Here is an 18,799-nt window from a genome sequence, read left to right on the forward strand (position 1 = left end):
TCGTCATAGCTCCTGGGCATGTAACTGTATTTTTGTAAATCCAATATTTTTCAACATATCCATCAAACTCACAAAAGATTGAAGCGGCAGATTCCGATCTGCACGAACCAGGATATTGGTCGCAGTATCAATGTCATGAAAAGCCTTGACGAGCTCTGCATCAGACATCAAGGTATCCTGGTACCAGTGGTTACCTTCCGCATCCAGAATGATAGTTACACTCTCAGCCCTTTTCTGTTGTTCAAGCGCAGATACCCCCGGCAGATCCACCGGTATGGTTCCTGTAGCTATGAAAGTGGAAGTCATCAGCACAATGGTCAGCAATACCAGCATGACATCAACAAGCGGGATAATATTCAGATAGTTGAATTCCTGTTCATCCATGGGCAATATCCCATTGAAGCAGCATTACCTTTACCCTGCGCAGAAGCAGATTGTAAAAAATCACTGACGGAATGGCCACTACCAGGCCTAGTGCAGTGGCTTTCAACGACAGGGCCAGGCCGATCATGATTTCCGAAGTCTCAAATCCGGATCGCCCCATGGAAAGAAAGGTGCACATAATTCCCAGTACAGTTCCCAGGAGGCCGACATAGGGAGCATTCACTCCAATGGTTGCCAGCAGATGCAATTTACTGGTTAGATGCAGTTCCAGTTCCCGTTTATCCTGAAAGTGAAGCGGATCGGTCTGCCGAAAAACAAAATAACGATCCAGTGCCAGGGCTAGAGCCGCAACACTGGCTGACCCGAGGATACCTATTATTCCGTACTCTACATATTGCTCAAGCATATCCATACAGACTCTCTCTACATCGCCCAAACAGGTACATACACTGGATTTCCCTTTGAAGGGATACAGTCAACTTGAATACGATACAACTGAAACAGGGTTTCCGGTGTAATGGTTTCTCTAGGCGTTCCGTCTGCTATAACCTTGCCGTCTTTAAGCATGACAACTCGGTCAGATACCATCATGGCATGATCCGGAAAATGGGTGGTCATGATAAAGGTATACCCGTCTCTGGCAAGCACATGGATATCCCGAAGCAGACGCATCTGGTTTCCATAGTCCAATCCATTAACAGGTTCATCCATGATAAACACATCAGCCCCCTGAGCCAGGGCCCGTGCAATGAGAGTGAGCTGACGCTCGCCGCCACTGATCTCAGTATACGAACGTTTACGCAGATGACCTATATTCAGTCTATCTAAAGCCCCCAGTGCTATTTGCCTGTCCTCTTGGGTGTATTGGCTGAAGAAATCCTTGTGGGGTTGCCTTCCCATGAGTACGACCTCTTCCACGCTGTACGCAAAAGCCTCCCTGTGCATCTGGGGAACATAGGCCACATATTTAGCCAACTGCCTGCAACCCAAAGTAGCAATGGGAACATCATGATAGCGAATATCTCCATGCTGGGGGTGTAGAAGTCCCAGCAAAACCTTGAGCAAGGTGGTTTTTCCACTCCCATTGGGTCCGAGAAGACTGATAATCTGTCCCTGATCAAATGACAAAGTGATATCATCCAGAATTTTACGTGCCTGGATGAAATATCTGCCATGCTGAATTTCGATGACGCTGCTCATTGCCACCCCCTATGTGCATTTTTTAAAACCAGAACAAAAAAAGGAATACCTATTAACGATGTGGCAATGCCCACTGGAATTTCATAGGAAAACAGCAGTCTGGCCACATCGTCGACCACCAACAGATAGATTGCCCCTATCAACGCCGAGGCAGGGAGCAACACCTGATTGTTCGGCCCGACAATCATGCGGCTAATATGGGGAATAATAAGCCCCACCCAGCCAATCATGCCTCCGATCATTACTGTCAACGCGCTGAGAAGCGTTGCGCAGAAAATAACGATCCTGCGAATGACATGGGCCTGCACACCCATGGTTTGCGCCTCTTCATCACCCATACTAAGTATATTGAGTTGGCGCCCCATGCAGGAAATTGCCACAATGGCGACTAACGATGGAATGGCAACAACAAGTATGGTGAAACGATCAACCGCTGAAAGGCTGCCCATGAGCCAGTAGACTATGGCAGGCAACTGATCGTAGGGATCAGCTGTGTATTTGATAACAGAGAGCATGGCTGTAAAAAAGGCACCGCTTATAATCCCACCCAATACCAGAAGTACGATTGAGCTTCCCCTGTAGATTCTGCCGATGCAGACCGCAATACCCACGGCAATGAAAGCAAACACCAGTGTGGAACATTGCACCGCCAGCCAATGGGGCGAGAACACCATGCCAAAAGCAGCTCCAAAGGAGGCACCGGCTAACACGCCGAGCACGCCTGGAGAAACCAGGGGATTGATGAATAAGGCCTGATAGGATGTACCTGAAACAGAAAGAGCTGCTCCGATGAGCATGGCTGCAAGTATCCTGGGCAATCTGATTTCAAAGAATATATTTGCCAGTAATGCCTGTTTTTGGGGATGGAGTGGTTCTGTTCCAAAAAATTTCCAACTCCAAAACGACCAGAAATCACTGAATGCCAAAGGATACTTCCCCAAAAGCATCGAGAAACAGGCAATAATACAAAGCAACAGAAAGAGAAAGGTTAGACGCATCACAGCTCCAAAATCTCCTTTGCCTGCTCCACAGTGATATCGACCCCTAAAAACATTTTGTAGAACGTCTGGGTTTCAGCAACCATATCAAGGGGAAACTTTTGGGGATGAAGTATACTCAACATCCATTTAATGCCAAGGAGACGCATGAAGGATGGTGGCCGGTCAAACCAATTGAACGGATCGTGAGGAATGAGATACACCCGCTTATTCTGCACAGCCCGCAGCACCTGCCATTTAGGATCAGACCACACCTGCTTAAAGAACCTCTGATCTTTTACCAGAATACAGTCAGGATCATACAGCATGAGCTTTTCCATGGAGATCTTCTCCATCCCATACTCGCTTGCCGCCTCCCCCTGGTGTACATTCACGCCGCCTGCCAGAGGGATAAGCTCCACATGAAAGGAATTACTCGCTTCAGTGCTCAGACCGTCAAGTCCTTCTGCATAGTACACTCGGATTTTTTCTGCCGGAGTTAATTCCCTAACTATTTGTTCAGCCTGTTTGAGTGCCTCCTGTGCATATCGGGTTAACTTCTCACCGCGTTGCTGTTCATCCAGGAGGTCTGCAAGGAACGTTATTGCTTGAGGGTAATCGTAAATGCTTTCCAGATGTACAGAGACAAGAGGCACTCCAAGGGAGCGCAGGCTGTTTTCAAATTTTTTATTTGCCGCTCCCTGTTTCCAGCACCAGACTAATATGCAGTCTGGCTTTGCCTGCAGCAACACTTCTCGATTCACTGTTCTTCCCTGCCCTACCATACCGCCGATCACAGGGAGCTGTTGATATTGTTTAGTCGTGTAAAGTTTTTCGTTTTGCCATAGGGGAAAATTCAAACCCACTATACTTTCCGGTTTTACTGCATAGAGCAGGTATGTTCCTGGTGGTGACGCTGAATAGACCCTTGTAACCTTGTCTGGAAGGGTATGCCGGTTGCCACTCATGTCGACTATTTCCCTGCCCATGCCGGCGGGAACCTGGAGAAAAAGCACGAACACTATTACCGCGCACAGCAAAGACAATCTGCCCTTAAATGACAATGTCATCCCGAGATAGCCACCTAAGATACGTTGAAAAATACACATCTATTTACTCCATGAAATAACTGCCCAGCGTACTACATGCTGGTAATCCAGAGTCCATCCATCTCCCTTGCGAACCAGATGGCTGGCAAGGTAGCTGCGCAATCGCTCTTTTTCTTCAGACGTGAGATTATCAATCATCCAGTCATATCCGGCAACTGCTTCGTCCAGGCTTGAAAAGGATTTCCGGCGGTCAGTATCCACCACAAAGGAAACATCAGCATATATGCCCATCTGATGGAGCAGGTTATAGGCATAGATATAATCCGGTCCCCTGTCCAGCTCCCTGCCAATTGCATCAAATATTCGACGGTCAAATGGCCCGTCATCAACCAGTGAGGAGATGACTACACGATGACGGGCAATTCGATCCAATTTGAGCAATGCAGCACCCAGATCCTCCACAGTAAGAGAACGGGAGGCAATAGCCACATCATGTTGCATAATTCCCGCATCCTGCCAGTCGTCCTCCCAGGCCACAACAGATGTATTTACATTGGAGAGGTCAAGCTCTGCACATCGCTTTCTGAGAAGCCCTATCATAACCTCTGAAAAATCAATTGCCGTTACCCTGCGAACCTTACTGGCCAGGGGTATTGCCAGAGTGCCAGCTCCACACCCAACATCAAGTACGGACCAATGTTTCTGAGCAGCCAACACCTGCATAAACTTACGAGAGTACTCACTTTTACGGGTATGATCGGCAAAGGAAGGGGCGCGATGATTCCAATACGTGGGGCCATTGCTTTTAGTAGTTTTTTTACGACGGGCCAGTTGCCAGGCATGATTCCAGTTAATGGCTGATTCCTGTACAGAAGAAGATGCTACAGTCATGGACAGATAACCTCCTGGGATGTATTTCTGTAATCCGGAGGAAGCACATAGTACGCATTCTCCTGGGCACAGGATTTACAGAAGGCCTGCCCGCCATGCTCTACATCGCGGGCATCGAGAACATTTTCTCCGCAAACGGAACAACGTACCGTACGAACAGGTGGCCCAGGCATATCCTCATCCTTGAGCAGTATATTTACAGGTCTGATGGTAAAGAGTTTGTCGTCAGATAATTCTTTAAAAGCATGCATGGGGGCTGCCTTTGCATCAAGCTCGGGAAACATTTCCCGCGAAAGATCTTCTATTCCGGGAACAGGAGCCACACGCACAGCAAGCCCTGTTTCCAGATTATAAAATGATGCTGCCATCTTGCCATTATCTATAACTTTAAGGCTTCGACGTCCGACTCTGGCTCCGGTTACGGTCATGATTGCATCAGTGGCACACCTGGCAATCTCTACAAACACAATCAATTTTTTCCGATCCTTACCATAGGGGTCATTGATACCAACACTGCGTAACCCTAGCATCCCCATACGAACACCGATGACCTGCCCAAGGCAGAGATGACCATGAAATTTAACCGCTGCATCCAGCTGTTTGTTAAATGTAGTTTTCCATGTGTCCATACTGTTTCCTCCTGATTGGGCGCCCTCATGCCCTGTTACTATATTGAGAGCATATGGAATTTCTTAAAGACAAACTATATCGTCATAGCAAATAGTTAAAAGTAAACAAGCGCTATCGTTTCTGCATATGACCTCGTTTTTGGTATCAGTCCACCACCGGGTATGATAAGCCGGAAAGCAAAAACATTGTTTCCCGGCTTCGGCTTACCCGGTGGCTTGCTTCTTCAGCAAAATGCACTCATGGGAAATGCGGACGGACTAAAACCTGTAGCGCAGGTTGGCAAAGAGGGTCCTCCCGGGTTCCGGATACCCTTCTTCCAGTTCATAATTTTCATCAAGCATATTGCTGACTCCGGCATCCGCAGAAATGCCCTGCCCAAAGTCATAGGTCATCTTGAAATTGACCACTACAAATTCATCTGCTACCCTGTCGCCGTCGGTGGAACTGTATCGCTTGGAATTGTATTCAGCATCCAACTGGGTAATGAGGCGATCGTAGAGGGTATGTCGAAGATATGGAACCAGTTTATGTTCAGGAATATTTGTCAATTCCACATCACTGGTTTTGTTATCTGCATAGGTGTAGGTATAATTACAACCCAGTTCCAGGGATTCGAACAGAAACGCTGCAACTTCCACCTCAACACCGTAGATATCGACATCCTCTATGTTTTGATTCTGGGTAGTTGTTGTAGTTGGATCGTCCGGGTCTGGAATCGTCACCAGATCGATATAGTCGCTGACACTGTTGTAAAACAGGGTCGTTTTCCAACGCAGGTTATCCATATGCCTGTTTTCATATCCCAACTCATAATTAATGGACCTTTCAGGATCCAAATCAGGGTTTGGAATAGCTTTGCCAAGTCTATAGGAGTAGCGATCTTTTATGGAAGGAAGCCGGGATTTCATCGCCACCGAAGCATGCATCGTATCTTTATCCGTGGGCAGGTAAAACACTCCAACCTGGGGATTGATACCCGCTGTACTCTCGTGGGCAAATTCCGTTATTTCTCCGGAAGCTTGAAGGTTCTGGGCATCCAGTGTCTTTACCGTATCGTAGCTGACACCGGTGATGGTATAAAGGGAGTCTGAAAAAGTAATGGTGTCTTCCAGGCCTGCAGAGAGAATCTGATCCTTGAACTCCAGAGTCGGTTGCCCTTCATCCTGTTCACGGTGAGCATCGAGTTTATAATGCAACCCAAGTTTGATCTGATGATTGTCAAGTATCTTGGTGCCGGTTTCCAGGGAGAAACCATTGCTGTAATCATCGTAATGACTGCGAAAGGCATACTTTGCAGAAATAGTTGAGTAGGTAGCGTCGTCGTAACTCCACAGAGAGTTCTTGAAGACATCGTAATAAATCCTTGACTTTATATAGCTTTTCCCTGGAAGAGTCGTCTTTGAGGTGAAATAGTAGCTCTGTTTATCCCAGTATGGCCATCGCCAGTATCGGACCTTCTCATCCGGATCGCTGCCTACATATGGGGGGGTTCCTTTATCACCATGCTGATAAATATAGCTGAAAGCGTACTCATCCTCGCTGTTAGGGGTAAAGCCAAGCTTGAGGTTCATTTTTTCATCACGATAGTAGGAATTCTCGCGATGATCGCCATCTTCCGCTTCCATTGCATCAAAGTTATCGGAAAGGAGAAAATAGTCGCTGCTGATATAGGACCCACCTACCTGAAGATACCATTTACCCTGGTTGGTTCCGGCATTCATGTAAGCAGAATATGTTTCACCAGACTTTATGCCGATACCTGCATCTCCTTCCAAAGACTTCTCCGGCCTCCGTGAAACCATGTTTATCGCACCACCCATGGTATTGGGCCCATACAGGACAGAGGTAAATCCTTTGGAAAGAACAATTTCAGAAAGGTCAAAAGTTGTAAACCTTCCAAGATCCGGGTAGCCGTCATAAGGCACATAAATTGGAATGCCGTCAAGAAACAGAGGTACATGCTTAATATCAAACCCGCGTACATATAGCGTCTGCTCATTACGGGCTCCGGTTGTTGATGCACTTACTCCAGGGAGTAAAGGAAGGGCATCCCCCACTGTCTGGCGCTCAAAGCTGCGCAGCTCATCGCTGCTCACACTCTGCACAGTAGTGTTCTTATTCTCTTCACCCTTGGTGGATACTTCAATTTTTCCCAACGTAAACACGTTATCTTCATCAGCAGTGACTTCACCCATGGCAATGGTAGGAATAGCTACACAAAGAGGCAGCAACCCCAGGATTGCATACCGTTTTCTTCTCGCTCCTTTTTTCATACAACCCAACTCTTCTCTCACATATTTTACTGATTTAAAATTGCGCTGCGACCGCAATACCTCGACCTCTTGCCCACACACTTCGTTATTCAGTAAAAGAACAACGAAGTGTAAAAAAAATCTTAACGACGTAAGGGGGATGGATAAGACTTGAAAGTCTGATATATTTTCAACTGGTTACAAAAATCAAACCATTCGAATGTCAACCTGAGCAACATCACGAACTCTTCGAGGTCCACTGAGATAATCTCCCAGAGAAATAAGGTCCACTCTCCCTTCTTCCATTTTCATGGACTCATAATTGCTGTCTGTCAAAATAAGTACGCCTTCTCCATTAGCGGTGTTAAATATCTCCTGCCAGCTGAACACCGTTGCATATCCATCTCGACTGGATACAACCACGTACATTTTTTTACTGTCATTATGTTCCGTTATATGTACATCTGCTTCAGTTATTATGTCAGCAAGACGAACTCCTCCTCCCCGTAACGTATGCCCTTTGGGTTCTCCATCACCACATACCATAGGAACATCCCCGGTTTTCAGATATTCCTGCTTAAGCAAAATATCTGCTGTGACAGCAAATGGTAAAGCCACCCTGCCTGTGATAGAAAAAAGAGTACCTTCCACAGAGGGCGTATCTCTTACGACTTTCATATCTGTTCTCATATGTCACCTCACTGTTTATTTTTCCAGCTCTATACACGTTATTCTTTTTAAGAACAACGATATTTTCAATAAAGCAAAACAGAGGCCAGACATAAAAGAAAAGATAAAAAAACATAATTCCAGCAAGATAAAGAACACAGGCACATACAGCACGTGACAATAATGGTACATTTTTCCACATTTACCCTCCATAAACGAGCAATTTTGTCCCAAATTTGACAAAAAAGTATTCAGGTATCGACTGCAGTTTTCCACTTTCGTCTTTAAACAATCGATTCCAAACTCTTGTTGAAAACAAATTGCTCTCAAAAAAACGAAACAAAATACTTTCAAAAAGTTAGGGTTGCAGGAAATACTCACTATCCAAAAACTGCGTAGGATATCGGCTTGGTAACGTCGTCACGTCAATGGCTCAATACGGCCAGTATGGAACCATTGACGTGACGACGTTACCTGGTTGAGAGACAAGCAAGATTGGATAATTTATTTTTGGCGTTCCCCCCTTAATACCCATCAAAAAAATCATTTAAAATTGACCCATATGTCCCAGACATTGTAACCTTGACAGAGTCTACAAAAAGGTTAACTTATGATAGTGAATACTATTACCGCACCCCGAGGAAATTATGTCTGCACAGGATATGTACAAAGTCATTGTCAACTCTCTTGCAACCCATGTCGCTGTGCTGGATAATCAGGGTATTATCATAGAGACCAATCGTTCCTGGCAGGAGTTTGCCAAATCTAATGGAATGGTTGGCCCGATCGACTGTGTAGGTCTCAATTATCTGCGTATATGCGAATCTGCACCTGATGACGCCAGTAACAGCAGATATATAGCCCGGGCAATAAGACAGGTAATTGTTGGGGAAATCAGTGAATTTCTCACCCAGTACCCATGCCACTCGCCTACGGAAAAAAGGTGGTTCAGTTTACGCATCGTTCCCTATCAAAAATCCGGGGAGAACAAGGTACTTGTCACCCATGACAATATAACGCCCATTATCCTTGCGCAGGAAAAACTCAAACAGCAGGAAGCTGAACTGAAAGCAAAAACCAATGCCCTGGAAGAAACCAACATCGCCCTGAAAGTATTGCTTGAACACAGGGACAAAGATAAACAGGAAATGGAGGACCGTTTTGTCGCCAACATCCAGGAGCTTGTACTCCCCTATCTGGAAAAACTCCATGGCACCAATCTGGATTCGCGTTCAAGCAATCTGCTGGACATAGCAGAAAATCACTTACAGGATGTTCTCTCACCTTTTTTGAAACGTCTGTCTGCGCTCAACCTGATACTCACCCCCCAGGAACTTGAGGTGGCAACCATGGTTCGTCAGGGAAAATCAAGCCAGGATATTGCTGACATGTTGAACGTTTCCGTTGCCACGGTAAGTTTTCATCGAAAAAAACTTCGTCATAAACTTGGAATTTCCAAAACAGGGACTAATTTACGAACCTATCTGCTCAGCCTGCAATGAACGGAATATTTTCCAGAATTTTGTTACCAAAGAACATGCTGGTCTTTATCAGGCCGCACTCTACGATGTTCGTTCAATTCGCAGCTCTGCTTGCATTCGCCATCCCTGTGCTACTTATGCCTCTACAAATTGAAGCAGACGAAACCATATCTCCCCTGCCATATACGCGACAGGTATTATTCACAGGGTTTACCCGGCCAATACAAGAGATGTCACTCAGTAGTGAGGTTAACGGAAAATGCCTGAAGGTGTTTGCGGATGTGGGAGAAACAGTTCCCCAGTCAAAGATATTTGCCAGTGTGGATGACACCTTTATTCGTCTGGATCTCGTGGCTAACGATCTATCGGCGCAGAAAGTTCAGCAGCAACTCGCCAATGAAAAAAAGACTCTGGAGCGCTATACAAGCCTGTGGAAAAAAAACTCTACAACCCTGGCGAAATTGGATAACGTAAGATTACAGGCATCGCTCCATGAAATACAATTACAGAACCTCGCAAACGAAAGGCTTCGCCTGTTGGAAAATCAAGCCAGACACACTGTCAGTGCGCCACAAGGCTGGCAGGTGATGCAACGCATGATTGAACCGGGAGAGTACGTGCAGCCTGGCCAATCTCTTGCCACTCTTGGCGATTTCAGGCATCTCCTTGTTTCCATGGCATTGAGTTTCAACGAACTGCAGGCCCTTAAAGAAACAGAAACGCTTTCTCTCTATCTGCCAGATGTGGATGCCACTGTACCAACAAAAATCCATCATATATCTCCAGGTTTTCATACTGGAACCAGAAAAATTCCCGTTGATCTTATTGTAAACAGTGTTCAGCCGAATCTGAAAAAACCTCTTCGCAGCGGAATCCGCGCACAAATCAAGCTGACAGTGCAAAGCGAAGATAATACTTTTCTGCTTCCGCAATCGGCTGTGCTCAATCGCTATGACAGTTACTGGATTGTCAAAGAAGATGGGCGGAAAGTAAAGGTCATCTTTCTTGGGACTTCTGCAGATGGTGCATCTGTTATTATTTCAACTCCAGAATTACACACCACTGACCGGTTACTGAAAATAACACCTGCTGATTTCCCGTGATTTTTTTAACCAGCACAAGTGCGGAGTCAACGTAACCCCATGGATAAACTGGTTCTCTTTACCCTGAAGCAGAGAGTTGTTTTAAACCTTTTGTTTATCCTGTTAATTATTATTGGTACGTTCACCTTACTGCGTATTCCTGTTGACCGATACCCCAACATTCATTTCGGCAAAATGTACATTAATACATATTTGCCTGGAGCCTCCCCTGAAGAGGTTGAAACTCTGGTAACCCGGGAAATTGAAGACAGCCTGGAGGAACTGGAAGAAATCGACTATATTCGCTCAAGTAGCTATCAGGGCAGATCAAATATTGTTATTAAATTTCCTGATAATAGCGACTATAGAAAAATCTATGACGACGTTCGCATCAAGGTGCTTTCCATTGCCGGAAACCTACCTGAACTGGCAGACCCGCCGGTATTCAACTTTCTTGATGTTGGTGATTGGTTTCCGGTGGTCAGCGTCAATGTATCCGGCAGTCACACCAACACGACCCTGAAGCTGGTTGCTGAAGAACTCAAGATTCCTTTAGCAGGTATCCCCGAAGTAAGCCGAGTGAAAATTCAAGGTGAATACACCCGTGAATTCCATATCCAATTGGCTCCCGGCAAACTTCAACAATATGGTTTGACCTTTTCAGAAGTCACGGAATCACTGGGCCGGGCAAACATCTCTTTGCCTGCAGGCCATGTTCTCTCCAGCCATGGTGAGTTCAGCCTGCGGGTCGATGAGCAATTCACCACCAGACAACAGGTATTGGCGACCATCCTCCGTACCGATGCAGATGGCTCCTTTATTCGCCTGGCTGATGTCATTGATGAGGCGCAGGTAACCTACCGAGAACCGTACATTCTTGCTTCAATCAACGGGGAAGACTGCGTAACCCTGCAGGTTTTGAAAAAGGAACAGGGTAATGCCCTGCGCATTGCAGCCAAGGTTCATGAGATTGTTAAAAATCTGGCTCCATTTTATGCAGATGAACAGATTCGCCTCACCGTCACCCAGGATAGCAGCATTCGAATTAAAGATTCCATCCGTGTTCTGGGAGTCAACTTGCTTGTCGGAATTATACTGGTCTGCGGTATAATCTGGCTGTTCATGGGCCTGCGAAACGCTGCTCTCACAACCATTGGCATACCATTTGCCTTTCTGGTAACCCTCATTTTCATGTACGTTACCGGCAATTCTGTAAATGAAGTATCCTTATTTGCCTTCATTCTGGTCAGCGGCATCATTGTTGACGATGCCATTGTTGTGGTGGAAAATATCTACCGTCATGCCAAAGCAGGCAAACCTGTTCAACAGGCTATCGCAGTGGGAACCTCAGAAGTTTTTCTTCCTGTAGTTTCAGCCACACTCACTACCATTGCGGCCTTTATGCCTATGCTATTAATGACAGGTATGGTAGGCGATTTTTTTGCTATTATTCCCAAAACAATCGTTTTTGCCCTGCTGGCATCGCTTCTGGAATGTCTGGTAATTCTCCCTTGTCACTACCTGGAATTCGGCCATAGTGAGCAACCTGCTCCCATGAGTCCCAACCTGCCAGTGACACAGGTTGAACAAGAAAATGCAGTGATGAAAATTACCCGTAACATCTCCAATCAACTCATCCTGCTCACCCTGCGATACCGTTTTACATCCCAGGTGCTCCTGATTCTGGCCTTTGTCACGGCAATCAGTATTTTTGCCCTGTCATTTATGGGCAAATCGAACCTCATCCGCATCCAGTTTTTTCCTGATAATTATTCTCTCTATTATGTGGAGATCTTTGCTCCCTCAGGCACTTCAATAACTCAAACCAATACAGTAGTAAAAAATATCGCTGCTCTTCTCCATGAAGATGGGCCTGAAATGGCCGAATCAGCACTTGGATTTGCCGGATATTACATAGACGACGACTTCACTCCACAATATGGCCGGACACTCGGGCACGTAGCCGTAACCCTCCCTCCCGTGGATACACGGCGCTTTGTCGATTATCCGCAAAACGATGTGATCAAACATCTTGAATATATTCGTGCACGTCTGGCGAAACATATTCCAGAGCAGTTTACCCTGGTTGTCAGACCAGAAAAAGACGGCCCTCCGATTGGCAAGGACATCACTATCCGTGTACTTGGCAACAATGCACAGAATGTGGAGCTACTGGCCGGGGAAATGAAGCATTTTCTCAATACACAGCAATCGGTGTCCCCCTGGATAGTTGACCTCAGAGACGATCAGGGACAGGCAAATACAATTTTTCGCATTCAAGTGGACCGTGAAAAAACCGCTGAACTGGGATTATCTCCTCAAAAAATTGTAGAAATAGCCGCCGCAACAGGTGATGGACAGACTGTTGGATTGATGAAACTTGCAGATGAACAGATCGACATTATCGTCAAACTCAAGCGACCGGAGCAAATTGATCCGGTTCATCTCCTTGAAACACCGATTGTTGATCTACCAACAGGGATGATCAGGCTTCGCGATGTCTGCAAGGTAGCGTATTCTGTTGAGCCGGGCATCCTCAATCGTTTTCAGCAACAACGTTCCATAACACTCACTGCAAATATCCGAACAGCATCCCCAGTCTCTCCACCTATGATTGTGGATAAAGCAATGGCACACTATGACAACATCCGGCAGAAATATCCGGGAGCCACCCTGAGCTTTGCCGGAGAGCATGAATCCACCCAAAAATCCTTTCTTTCACTTTCCTACGCTTTTGCCATTGCGATGATTTTAATTTATTTGATTCTTGCCGCCCAGTTTAAGTCTTACCTGCAACCCATGATTATCATTGCGGCGGTGGTGTTCGCCTTGCTGGGAGTTACCTTTGGCACACTTCTCTCCCGTACGCTGTTTACCATCAACAGCTTTGTCGCAGTTATTGGAGTGACAGGAGTGGTTGTGAACGATTCCCTGGTGTTAGTTGCCTTTATCAATAATTGCTACCAAGGCGGAATGCAAAGAAGGGAAGCTCTTATCAAGGCAACCAATACCCGGTTGCGCCCTATTCTCTTGACCACCCTGACAACCACTCTGGGGCTCCTGCCCATGGCCCTCGGCATTCCTGAATATTCAATAGTCTGGGGCAGCATGGCAATGACCTTTGTTACCGGGCTCTGTACAGCAACCATTCTCACTATTATATTAGTTCCTGCCCAGTGGGACATCATTACGCACTTGACAGAAACTGCGAAGAAACAAGATTAAGGCAAAGGCAGAAGACCCGTAGAGTACGGGTTTTGAGAAACGTTTTTTCCATTCCACGGAAAAGTGTACCCAAATATTGATAGAGGAGCCGTACGAAAATAATTCCCTATAATACTCTTCTAAGCGAATCATTCCTTGGTAACTGATCACGGGGTTAACAACACTTATATTTCAATTAGTTCTGAGTTGTACCTGGTGCAGGTGCTTCGGATTTGGGCGAGCTCGATTTTTAAAATCCTGGGTATAAATCTGATATGAAGATATATGAATTCAAATCATTGGGCTTTTTGAAAACCATATAAAATACCTTGTTCTGATGGAATGAAAAATGATTATTAACCCTAAAAGGCATAGGTGAAAAAAGAAGAAAACAGCCAGGCCCACTCATTATCCAGACAAGCCCCTTCTAAACACAAGATTTTTTCAAATAATAGTTGATGAAGGTTTGACAACAGCAAGCGAAATAACGTAACATAATCAACGATATGGTGGAGGTGTCATTTTTTCTGTTTTAAGGAGATCAAACTATTTTTGTCTCCATGCTTTTTATTCCAATGGAAGCTCTCGCATACCTCCCAAAAAGTACATAGGACGTAAAAGTTACGCTCCTGTGTTCCATTAGTGCCCGTCTCCAAATGACGATTTTCGTTCAAGATCAAGGCACATTCAAAATTGTACCACAGGTATATAGTCGATATCAGGGTCTATACTTATCATCGTGGTTCAACTTTTGGAAATAAGACAGCTATCAAGCGAAAACGCCATTTATGAACAGGCACTCACTAAATATAATAAGGTTGGGCCAACTGCCCCCGTTAGAACTACAGAGAAGAAAATGAAACTTACAAAATCTCGTATAATAAAAGAGATCATTAAAAAGCATGAAGATTTTTCTCCCAAAAAAGCCAGTGATAGCCTGGAGACGTTTCTCTATTTATTTAAGAAATGCCTTATTGAAGGCGAAAGTGTGCTGATTTCCGGATTTGGCAAGTTCATCGTAAACGATAAAAGGCAAAGACGAGGAAGAAACCCACAAACAGGAGAAGATCTCCTCCTTGCACCAAGAAGAGTGGTAACTTTTCATACCTCTGGAAAATTAAAAGATAAAATCAATGCAGGATCGCCAGAACCGGTATGAGATATCATCATACCAAAAGCGCCTGTGTCTCAATAACCGAATATTGAACACCCTTTCCAGGCATGTTGCCCTTTCGGGGTGCCTATAAAAACGGCAAGTATTTACAGATACTTCAACGGTGTATAACTCTCTGACTATGGCCATTGGCGCACAGCGTATTGGAGAATAAAGCATCCAGCCACAAACCAGCAATTCGTTTCGCCCAAAATCTCTTTACCTGCTACGACAAAATGGCAAGAAAGATTTTGAGCGAAATACAATGATCAACTATCCTGAGATAGTCAAATCATAGTGGCCGCGTTCTATAAGCTGCCTCTTTGAGTTTCATGTATTTTTCATAATCAGCAGGGCTGACATTTCTCGATAGGGTGCTGCTGTAGATTCTGCATTACCTACTGATTACGAGTTAATTTTGCTTTATAATAATTTCAACAAGTTACACACGGCTTTTTCGCCTAATATCTGAAGAAACAAGATTGTGACTCCAATAAGTTAGAATTGCGTTTGCCTAAAATTTTCAACGCCCGCCTCACCGGACTCGCGCTGTTTTCTGGGTCCAAGTGAGGGGGGGTGGTTATGGAAAATTTATTTATCATTCTTTGAATCAAACAAAAAACCAATTATAGGTAGAAAACTAAGATTGGCTTTTAATATTGCACCAGAAACAGTATGCGCTTGCCAAAATTTCATATTTCTTTCACCATACGCCTCACTTGCCAATTTTGACCGATATGCAGGCAAGATTAGCATTATGCCTAAAAGAAATATTAATACGACAGATTCAACGAATTCACCATATGGAAAGTATAAAAAAATATCTATGCCCAAATTTTCATCTAATATAAATAAAAGTATTAAAGGAAGACCGTACATCATCAAATAAAAATATAAAAATACAATTCTTGCTATTAAACCTGTCATAATACAGCTCCTTTATAATCCATAACGTGATGATCACCGGTTTATCCGGTGCATTATATTGTTATTAAAACTAAATCCGTCCCCTTTCTATTTTGTGATCGTTCAAAGAGGTAAGCGTAGACTCCGTGGGCGCGCTGTAATCACTTACGTTTTTTGGGAAACGGAAGCAGGTTAAGCAGGAATAAAGAAATGTTGGCAGCCCAGCTGCTTATCAGGCCCAAAAATATCAAAAGAGAGGCTGGAGAGAGAAGGTGGCGTGAAAGTACTGTTAAGGTTCGACAAGAAATGGCTCCAGTTTGAGCAGCCTGAGAAATTGCTCGTGACAGACAGGGTCGATAAGGTGACTGGCTTGCTTCACCAGGCGGAAGCATCCAAGCTCTGGGTGGCGGGATTCATTTCCTATGAGGCTGCTCCCGCCTTTGATGATGCCCTTGTGACTCGCCAGCCGGAAGGGTTTCCTCTCCTTTGCCTTGGCCTGTATCGCAGCCCTGTGGTTATTAGAGCGACTCTTCCCGAGCCGGACGGCGGCTTCTCTCTGGGAGAAAAACGGACTTCAGTTACAAGGGACGAGTATGAACGGGCAATTGATCAGATAAAAAGGCAAATTGCCCGGGGAGCAACCTATCAGGTAAATTACACCTACCGGATAAACCGGGAATTTTCAGGAGATCCGTACAGCTTTTTCTGTGCCCTTATAAAAAAGCAGCCATCGGAATATGCAGCCTATATCGCAACAGAGGATTTCGCTATCTGCTCGATATCTCCGGAGCTGTTTTTTACCCTGGAAAATGACCTGGTTACTTTAAAGCCGATGAAGGGAACAATTGGCCGGGGCCGGACCAACAGGGAAGATCTTGAGATGGTCGGGAGGCTGAAACAATCCATAAAGGATCGTGCCGAGAATATCATGATTGTCGATATGATAAGAAATGATATTGGTCGGGTGGCCCTGCCCGGCGGGGTTACAACGGTTAGCCTGTTCGATGTTGAAAAATACCCGACGGTTCACCAGATGACATCGACGGTGACCGGGAGAGTTTGTGCAAAGGGTGACCAAGATAAAGGTCAAGGCCGTGTCTGCACCATTTTACAGGGGCTGTTTCCCTGTGCGTCTATCACAGGAGCACCGAAGGTGGATACCATGGAGATTATCCGGGACTTGGAGAGCACACCACGCAAAGTGTATACAGGGGCGATCGGGCTTATCACACCCACGGGAGACTGCTGCTGGAACGTGGCCATCAGGACAGCGCTTATCGAAAACAATATGCTGGAGTATGGTGTAGGTGGGGGGATTGTCTGGGACTCCAGAACACAGTCTGAGTGGGTAGAAACCCTTGTAAAGGCTAAGGTGCTGGAGGGAAATTACAGAGAATTTGAACTGCTGGAGACGATTTTATGGGAGCCCGGTTCCGGCTATTTTCTTTTAAAAAAACATCTGGCCCGACTGAAATATTCTGCCGAATATTTTTCTGTACCACTGAATATGCCAGAAATCGAACAGGCACTGGAGGAGATGGAAGAGAGGCTGAAGGATAGTCCTCACAGAGTAAGATTGCTGGTTTCAAGGCAGGGAGAGCTTAAACTTGAGATCTATCCCCAGGACATAAGTTCTTCCGGTGAATGTTCCTGTGCCCTGGCAAAGGAGCCCGTCGATTCAACCGATATATTCCTCTTTCATAAAACAACCAACCGCACTGTATATGGAGAGAGAAAGGCCCCTTTTCCAGATGTTGACGAAGTCATCCTCTACAATGAAAGGGGCGAGGTGACAGAGGGATGTATTTCAAATATTGTTGTGAAAAGAGGAGGCAAACTCGTGACGCCCCCGACACCCTGTGGTTTACTGGCAGGTACATTCCGTGATCATCTTATCGAGGAAGGAACTGTGGCCGAAGAAGTAATTTGCGTGGAGGAACTGGCCGAGGTAGAGGAAATATATTGTATTAATTCTGTGAGAAAATGGCGGCGGGCTGCAATTACAATGGATTAATTCTGCCGTAATTATTCAAAGGGGGGGGATTATCCCTCAATTTATTCAGCTTCAGCCCAATAACTACTTGTGAGCGACACTGGGGTTAGACCGTTCTCGGGATAAAAAAGCTGTTTCCCCTCCAGTCTTTTTTGATCGATTAAAAGGCCCTGGGCATTGTTAAAATATCGATCAATGTCAATGCATTTGAGATAATTCCAAGCGCCACAGCAGGCACCACTCCTGTTGTCCAGTGAGGCCGAACAAAATTATGGATGATCTGGTGAACATCCAAAGTGCGCTGTAATCCATCCGTGGTTTTTGCGTAGGTATTGGTTCGCCTTCGAAATGCACTGTTCCGGCGGCGGATAGAAGCATTTTGCGCCTCAAGGTGATTTGCGTTAATTTCAGAATCTTGACAGTCGGCTGTATCTGGGTGTTCGCGCCATGGTGCATGGTATTTAGGACGCTTGCGGCCTTTCTTTTTCTGTTGGCTCCCCTTATTTTTAACGCGAGCTTTGACACCACGTGGTAGTACTCGCGGTGGGCGTCCACGTTTGCCGGTTTCCAGTACCTCAGAACATATTTCAAAAAGTACGTTCCCATATCGTCTTTCACCATCTGAAAAAAACGTAACGTCACCAGTGTTATCAATAAAGTCACACATCTTTTCCATAACGGCTCTGAAGAGACTTTCATTTTTTTCTCCGCATTTTTGGTCTACGATGAAACTACTGCTACGTTCTATGATCACGGCTGTCCAGCCTTTAGAGGCAGACGGATCTGTTCGATTTCCCACAATGGTGTAGAGTTCGTCACCTTCAAAGGTGAGGGAAATAAAATTGAAACAAAGTGAGTACAGCATCAAAGTAGATTTTTGTTCCGCAAATCGTCTCTCCCAATTTGAAATCGTTTTTTTGTCAGCTCC

General features: G+C 45.3%; 16 protein-coding genes. 5 read left to right on the forward strand and 11 right to left on the reverse strand.

What is annotated here, in order from left to right; genetic code table 11:
- Positions 1-3: 3 nt before the first annotated feature.
- The 9 genes from G493_RS0119045 to G493_RS32500 form a co-directional block, all read right to left on the reverse strand.
- Positions 4-384, reverse strand: coding sequence for an ExbD/TolR family protein (locus G493_RS0119045; protein WP_028581683.1), 381 nt, complete (start codon positions 382-384; stop codon positions 4-6).
- Complete coding sequence (gene exbB, locus G493_RS0119050; RefSeq protein WP_028581684.1) at positions 377-796, reverse strand: TonB-system energizer ExbB; 420 nt, start codon at positions 794-796, stop codon at positions 377-379. The genes G493_RS0119045 and exbB overlap by 8 nt, the downstream gene beginning before the upstream one ends.
- Positions 797-807: 11 nt before the next feature.
- A complete protein-coding gene (locus tag G493_RS30150) occupies positions 808-1,584 on the reverse strand; it encodes an ABC transporter ATP-binding protein (protein ID WP_051309582.1) in 777 nt (258 codons plus the stop codon).
- A complete protein-coding gene (locus G493_RS0119060) occupies positions 1,581-2,582 on the reverse strand; it encodes a FecCD family ABC transporter permease (RefSeq protein ID WP_028581685.1) in 1,002 nt (333 codons plus the stop codon). The genes G493_RS30150 and G493_RS0119060 overlap by 4 nt, the downstream gene beginning before the upstream one ends.
- Positions 2,582-3,670, reverse strand: a complete 1,089-nt coding sequence (locus G493_RS0119065; RefSeq protein WP_153306589.1) for an ABC transporter substrate-binding protein — start codon at positions 3,668-3,670, stop codon at positions 2,582-2,584. The genes G493_RS0119060 and G493_RS0119065 overlap by 1 nt, the downstream gene beginning before the upstream one ends.
- Positions 3,671-4,501 (reverse strand): class I SAM-dependent methyltransferase, encoded by an 831-nt coding sequence (locus G493_RS0119070; RefSeq protein WP_051309584.1) that lies wholly within the window; start codon positions 4,499-4,501, stop codon positions 3,671-3,673.
- Positions 4,498-5,130: an FmdE family protein gene (locus G493_RS30155; RefSeq protein WP_035275187.1), complete on the reverse strand. Its 633-nt coding sequence runs from the start codon at positions 5,128-5,130 to the stop codon at positions 4,498-4,500. The genes G493_RS0119070 and G493_RS30155 overlap by 4 nt, the downstream gene beginning before the upstream one ends.
- A gap of 258 nt (positions 5,131-5,388) precedes the next feature.
- Positions 5,389-7,404 (reverse strand): TonB-dependent receptor plug domain-containing protein, encoded by a 2,016-nt coding sequence (locus G493_RS0119080; RefSeq protein WP_028581688.1) that lies wholly within the window; start codon positions 7,402-7,404, stop codon positions 5,389-5,391.
- A 186-nt stretch (positions 7,405-7,590) separates the two neighbouring features.
- Positions 7,591-8,061, reverse strand: coding sequence for a hypothetical protein (locus G493_RS32500; protein ID WP_051309586.1), 471 nt, complete (start codon positions 8,059-8,061; stop codon positions 7,591-7,593).
- 638 nt (positions 8,062-8,699) lie between these two features.
- Between G493_RS32500 and G493_RS0119090 the strand changes: the two genes are divergently transcribed.
- From G493_RS0119090 to G493_RS0119105, 4 genes are all read left to right on the forward strand, one after another.
- Positions 8,700-9,554, forward strand: coding sequence for a PAS and helix-turn-helix domain-containing protein (locus G493_RS0119090; protein ID WP_028581689.1), 855 nt, complete (start codon positions 8,700-8,702; stop codon positions 9,552-9,554).
- Between the two features lie 116 nt (positions 9,555-9,670).
- On the forward strand, positions 9,671-10,636 hold the full coding sequence (locus G493_RS0119095) for an efflux RND transporter periplasmic adaptor subunit (RefSeq protein WP_161629856.1): 966 nt from the start codon (positions 9,671-9,673) through the stop codon (positions 10,634-10,636).
- Between the two features lie 39 nt (positions 10,637-10,675).
- Positions 10,676-13,840 (forward strand): efflux RND transporter permease subunit, encoded by a 3,165-nt coding sequence (locus G493_RS0119100; RefSeq protein ID WP_028581691.1) that lies wholly within the window; start codon positions 10,676-10,678, stop codon positions 13,838-13,840.
- Positions 13,841-14,570: 730 nt separating this feature from the next.
- On the forward strand, positions 14,571-14,978 hold the full coding sequence (locus G493_RS0119105; RefSeq protein ID WP_332308227.1) for an integration host factor subunit alpha: 408 nt from the start codon (positions 14,571-14,573) through the stop codon (positions 14,976-14,978).
- Positions 14,979-15,563: 585 nt separating this feature from the next.
- Here the strand turns inward: G493_RS0119105 and G493_RS0119110 are convergent.
- Entirely contained in the window at positions 15,564-15,899 is a 336-nt protein-coding gene (locus G493_RS0119110) for a hypothetical protein (RefSeq protein WP_028581693.1), read from the reverse strand.
- A gap of 256 nt (positions 15,900-16,155) precedes the next feature.
- Here G493_RS0119110 and pabB point away from each other — a divergent pair, with 256 nt between their 5' ends.
- A complete protein-coding gene (gene pabB, locus G493_RS0119115; protein WP_028581694.1) occupies positions 16,156-17,892 on the forward strand; it encodes an aminodeoxychorismate synthase component I in 1,737 nt (578 codons plus the stop codon).
- Between the two features lie 139 nt (positions 17,893-18,031).
- On the opposite strand, the gene G493_RS0119120 is transcribed toward pabB, so the two are convergent.
- A partial coding sequence (locus G493_RS0119120; protein ID WP_028581695.1) for a hypothetical protein occupies positions 18,032-18,799 on the reverse strand: 768 nt, incomplete at its 5' end.

Source organism: Desulfogranum japonicum DSM 18378, assembly GCF_000429945.1.
GTDB classification, from domain to species: Bacteria; Desulfobacterota; Desulfobulbia; order Desulfobulbales; family Desulfobulbaceae; genus Desulfogranum; species Desulfogranum japonicum.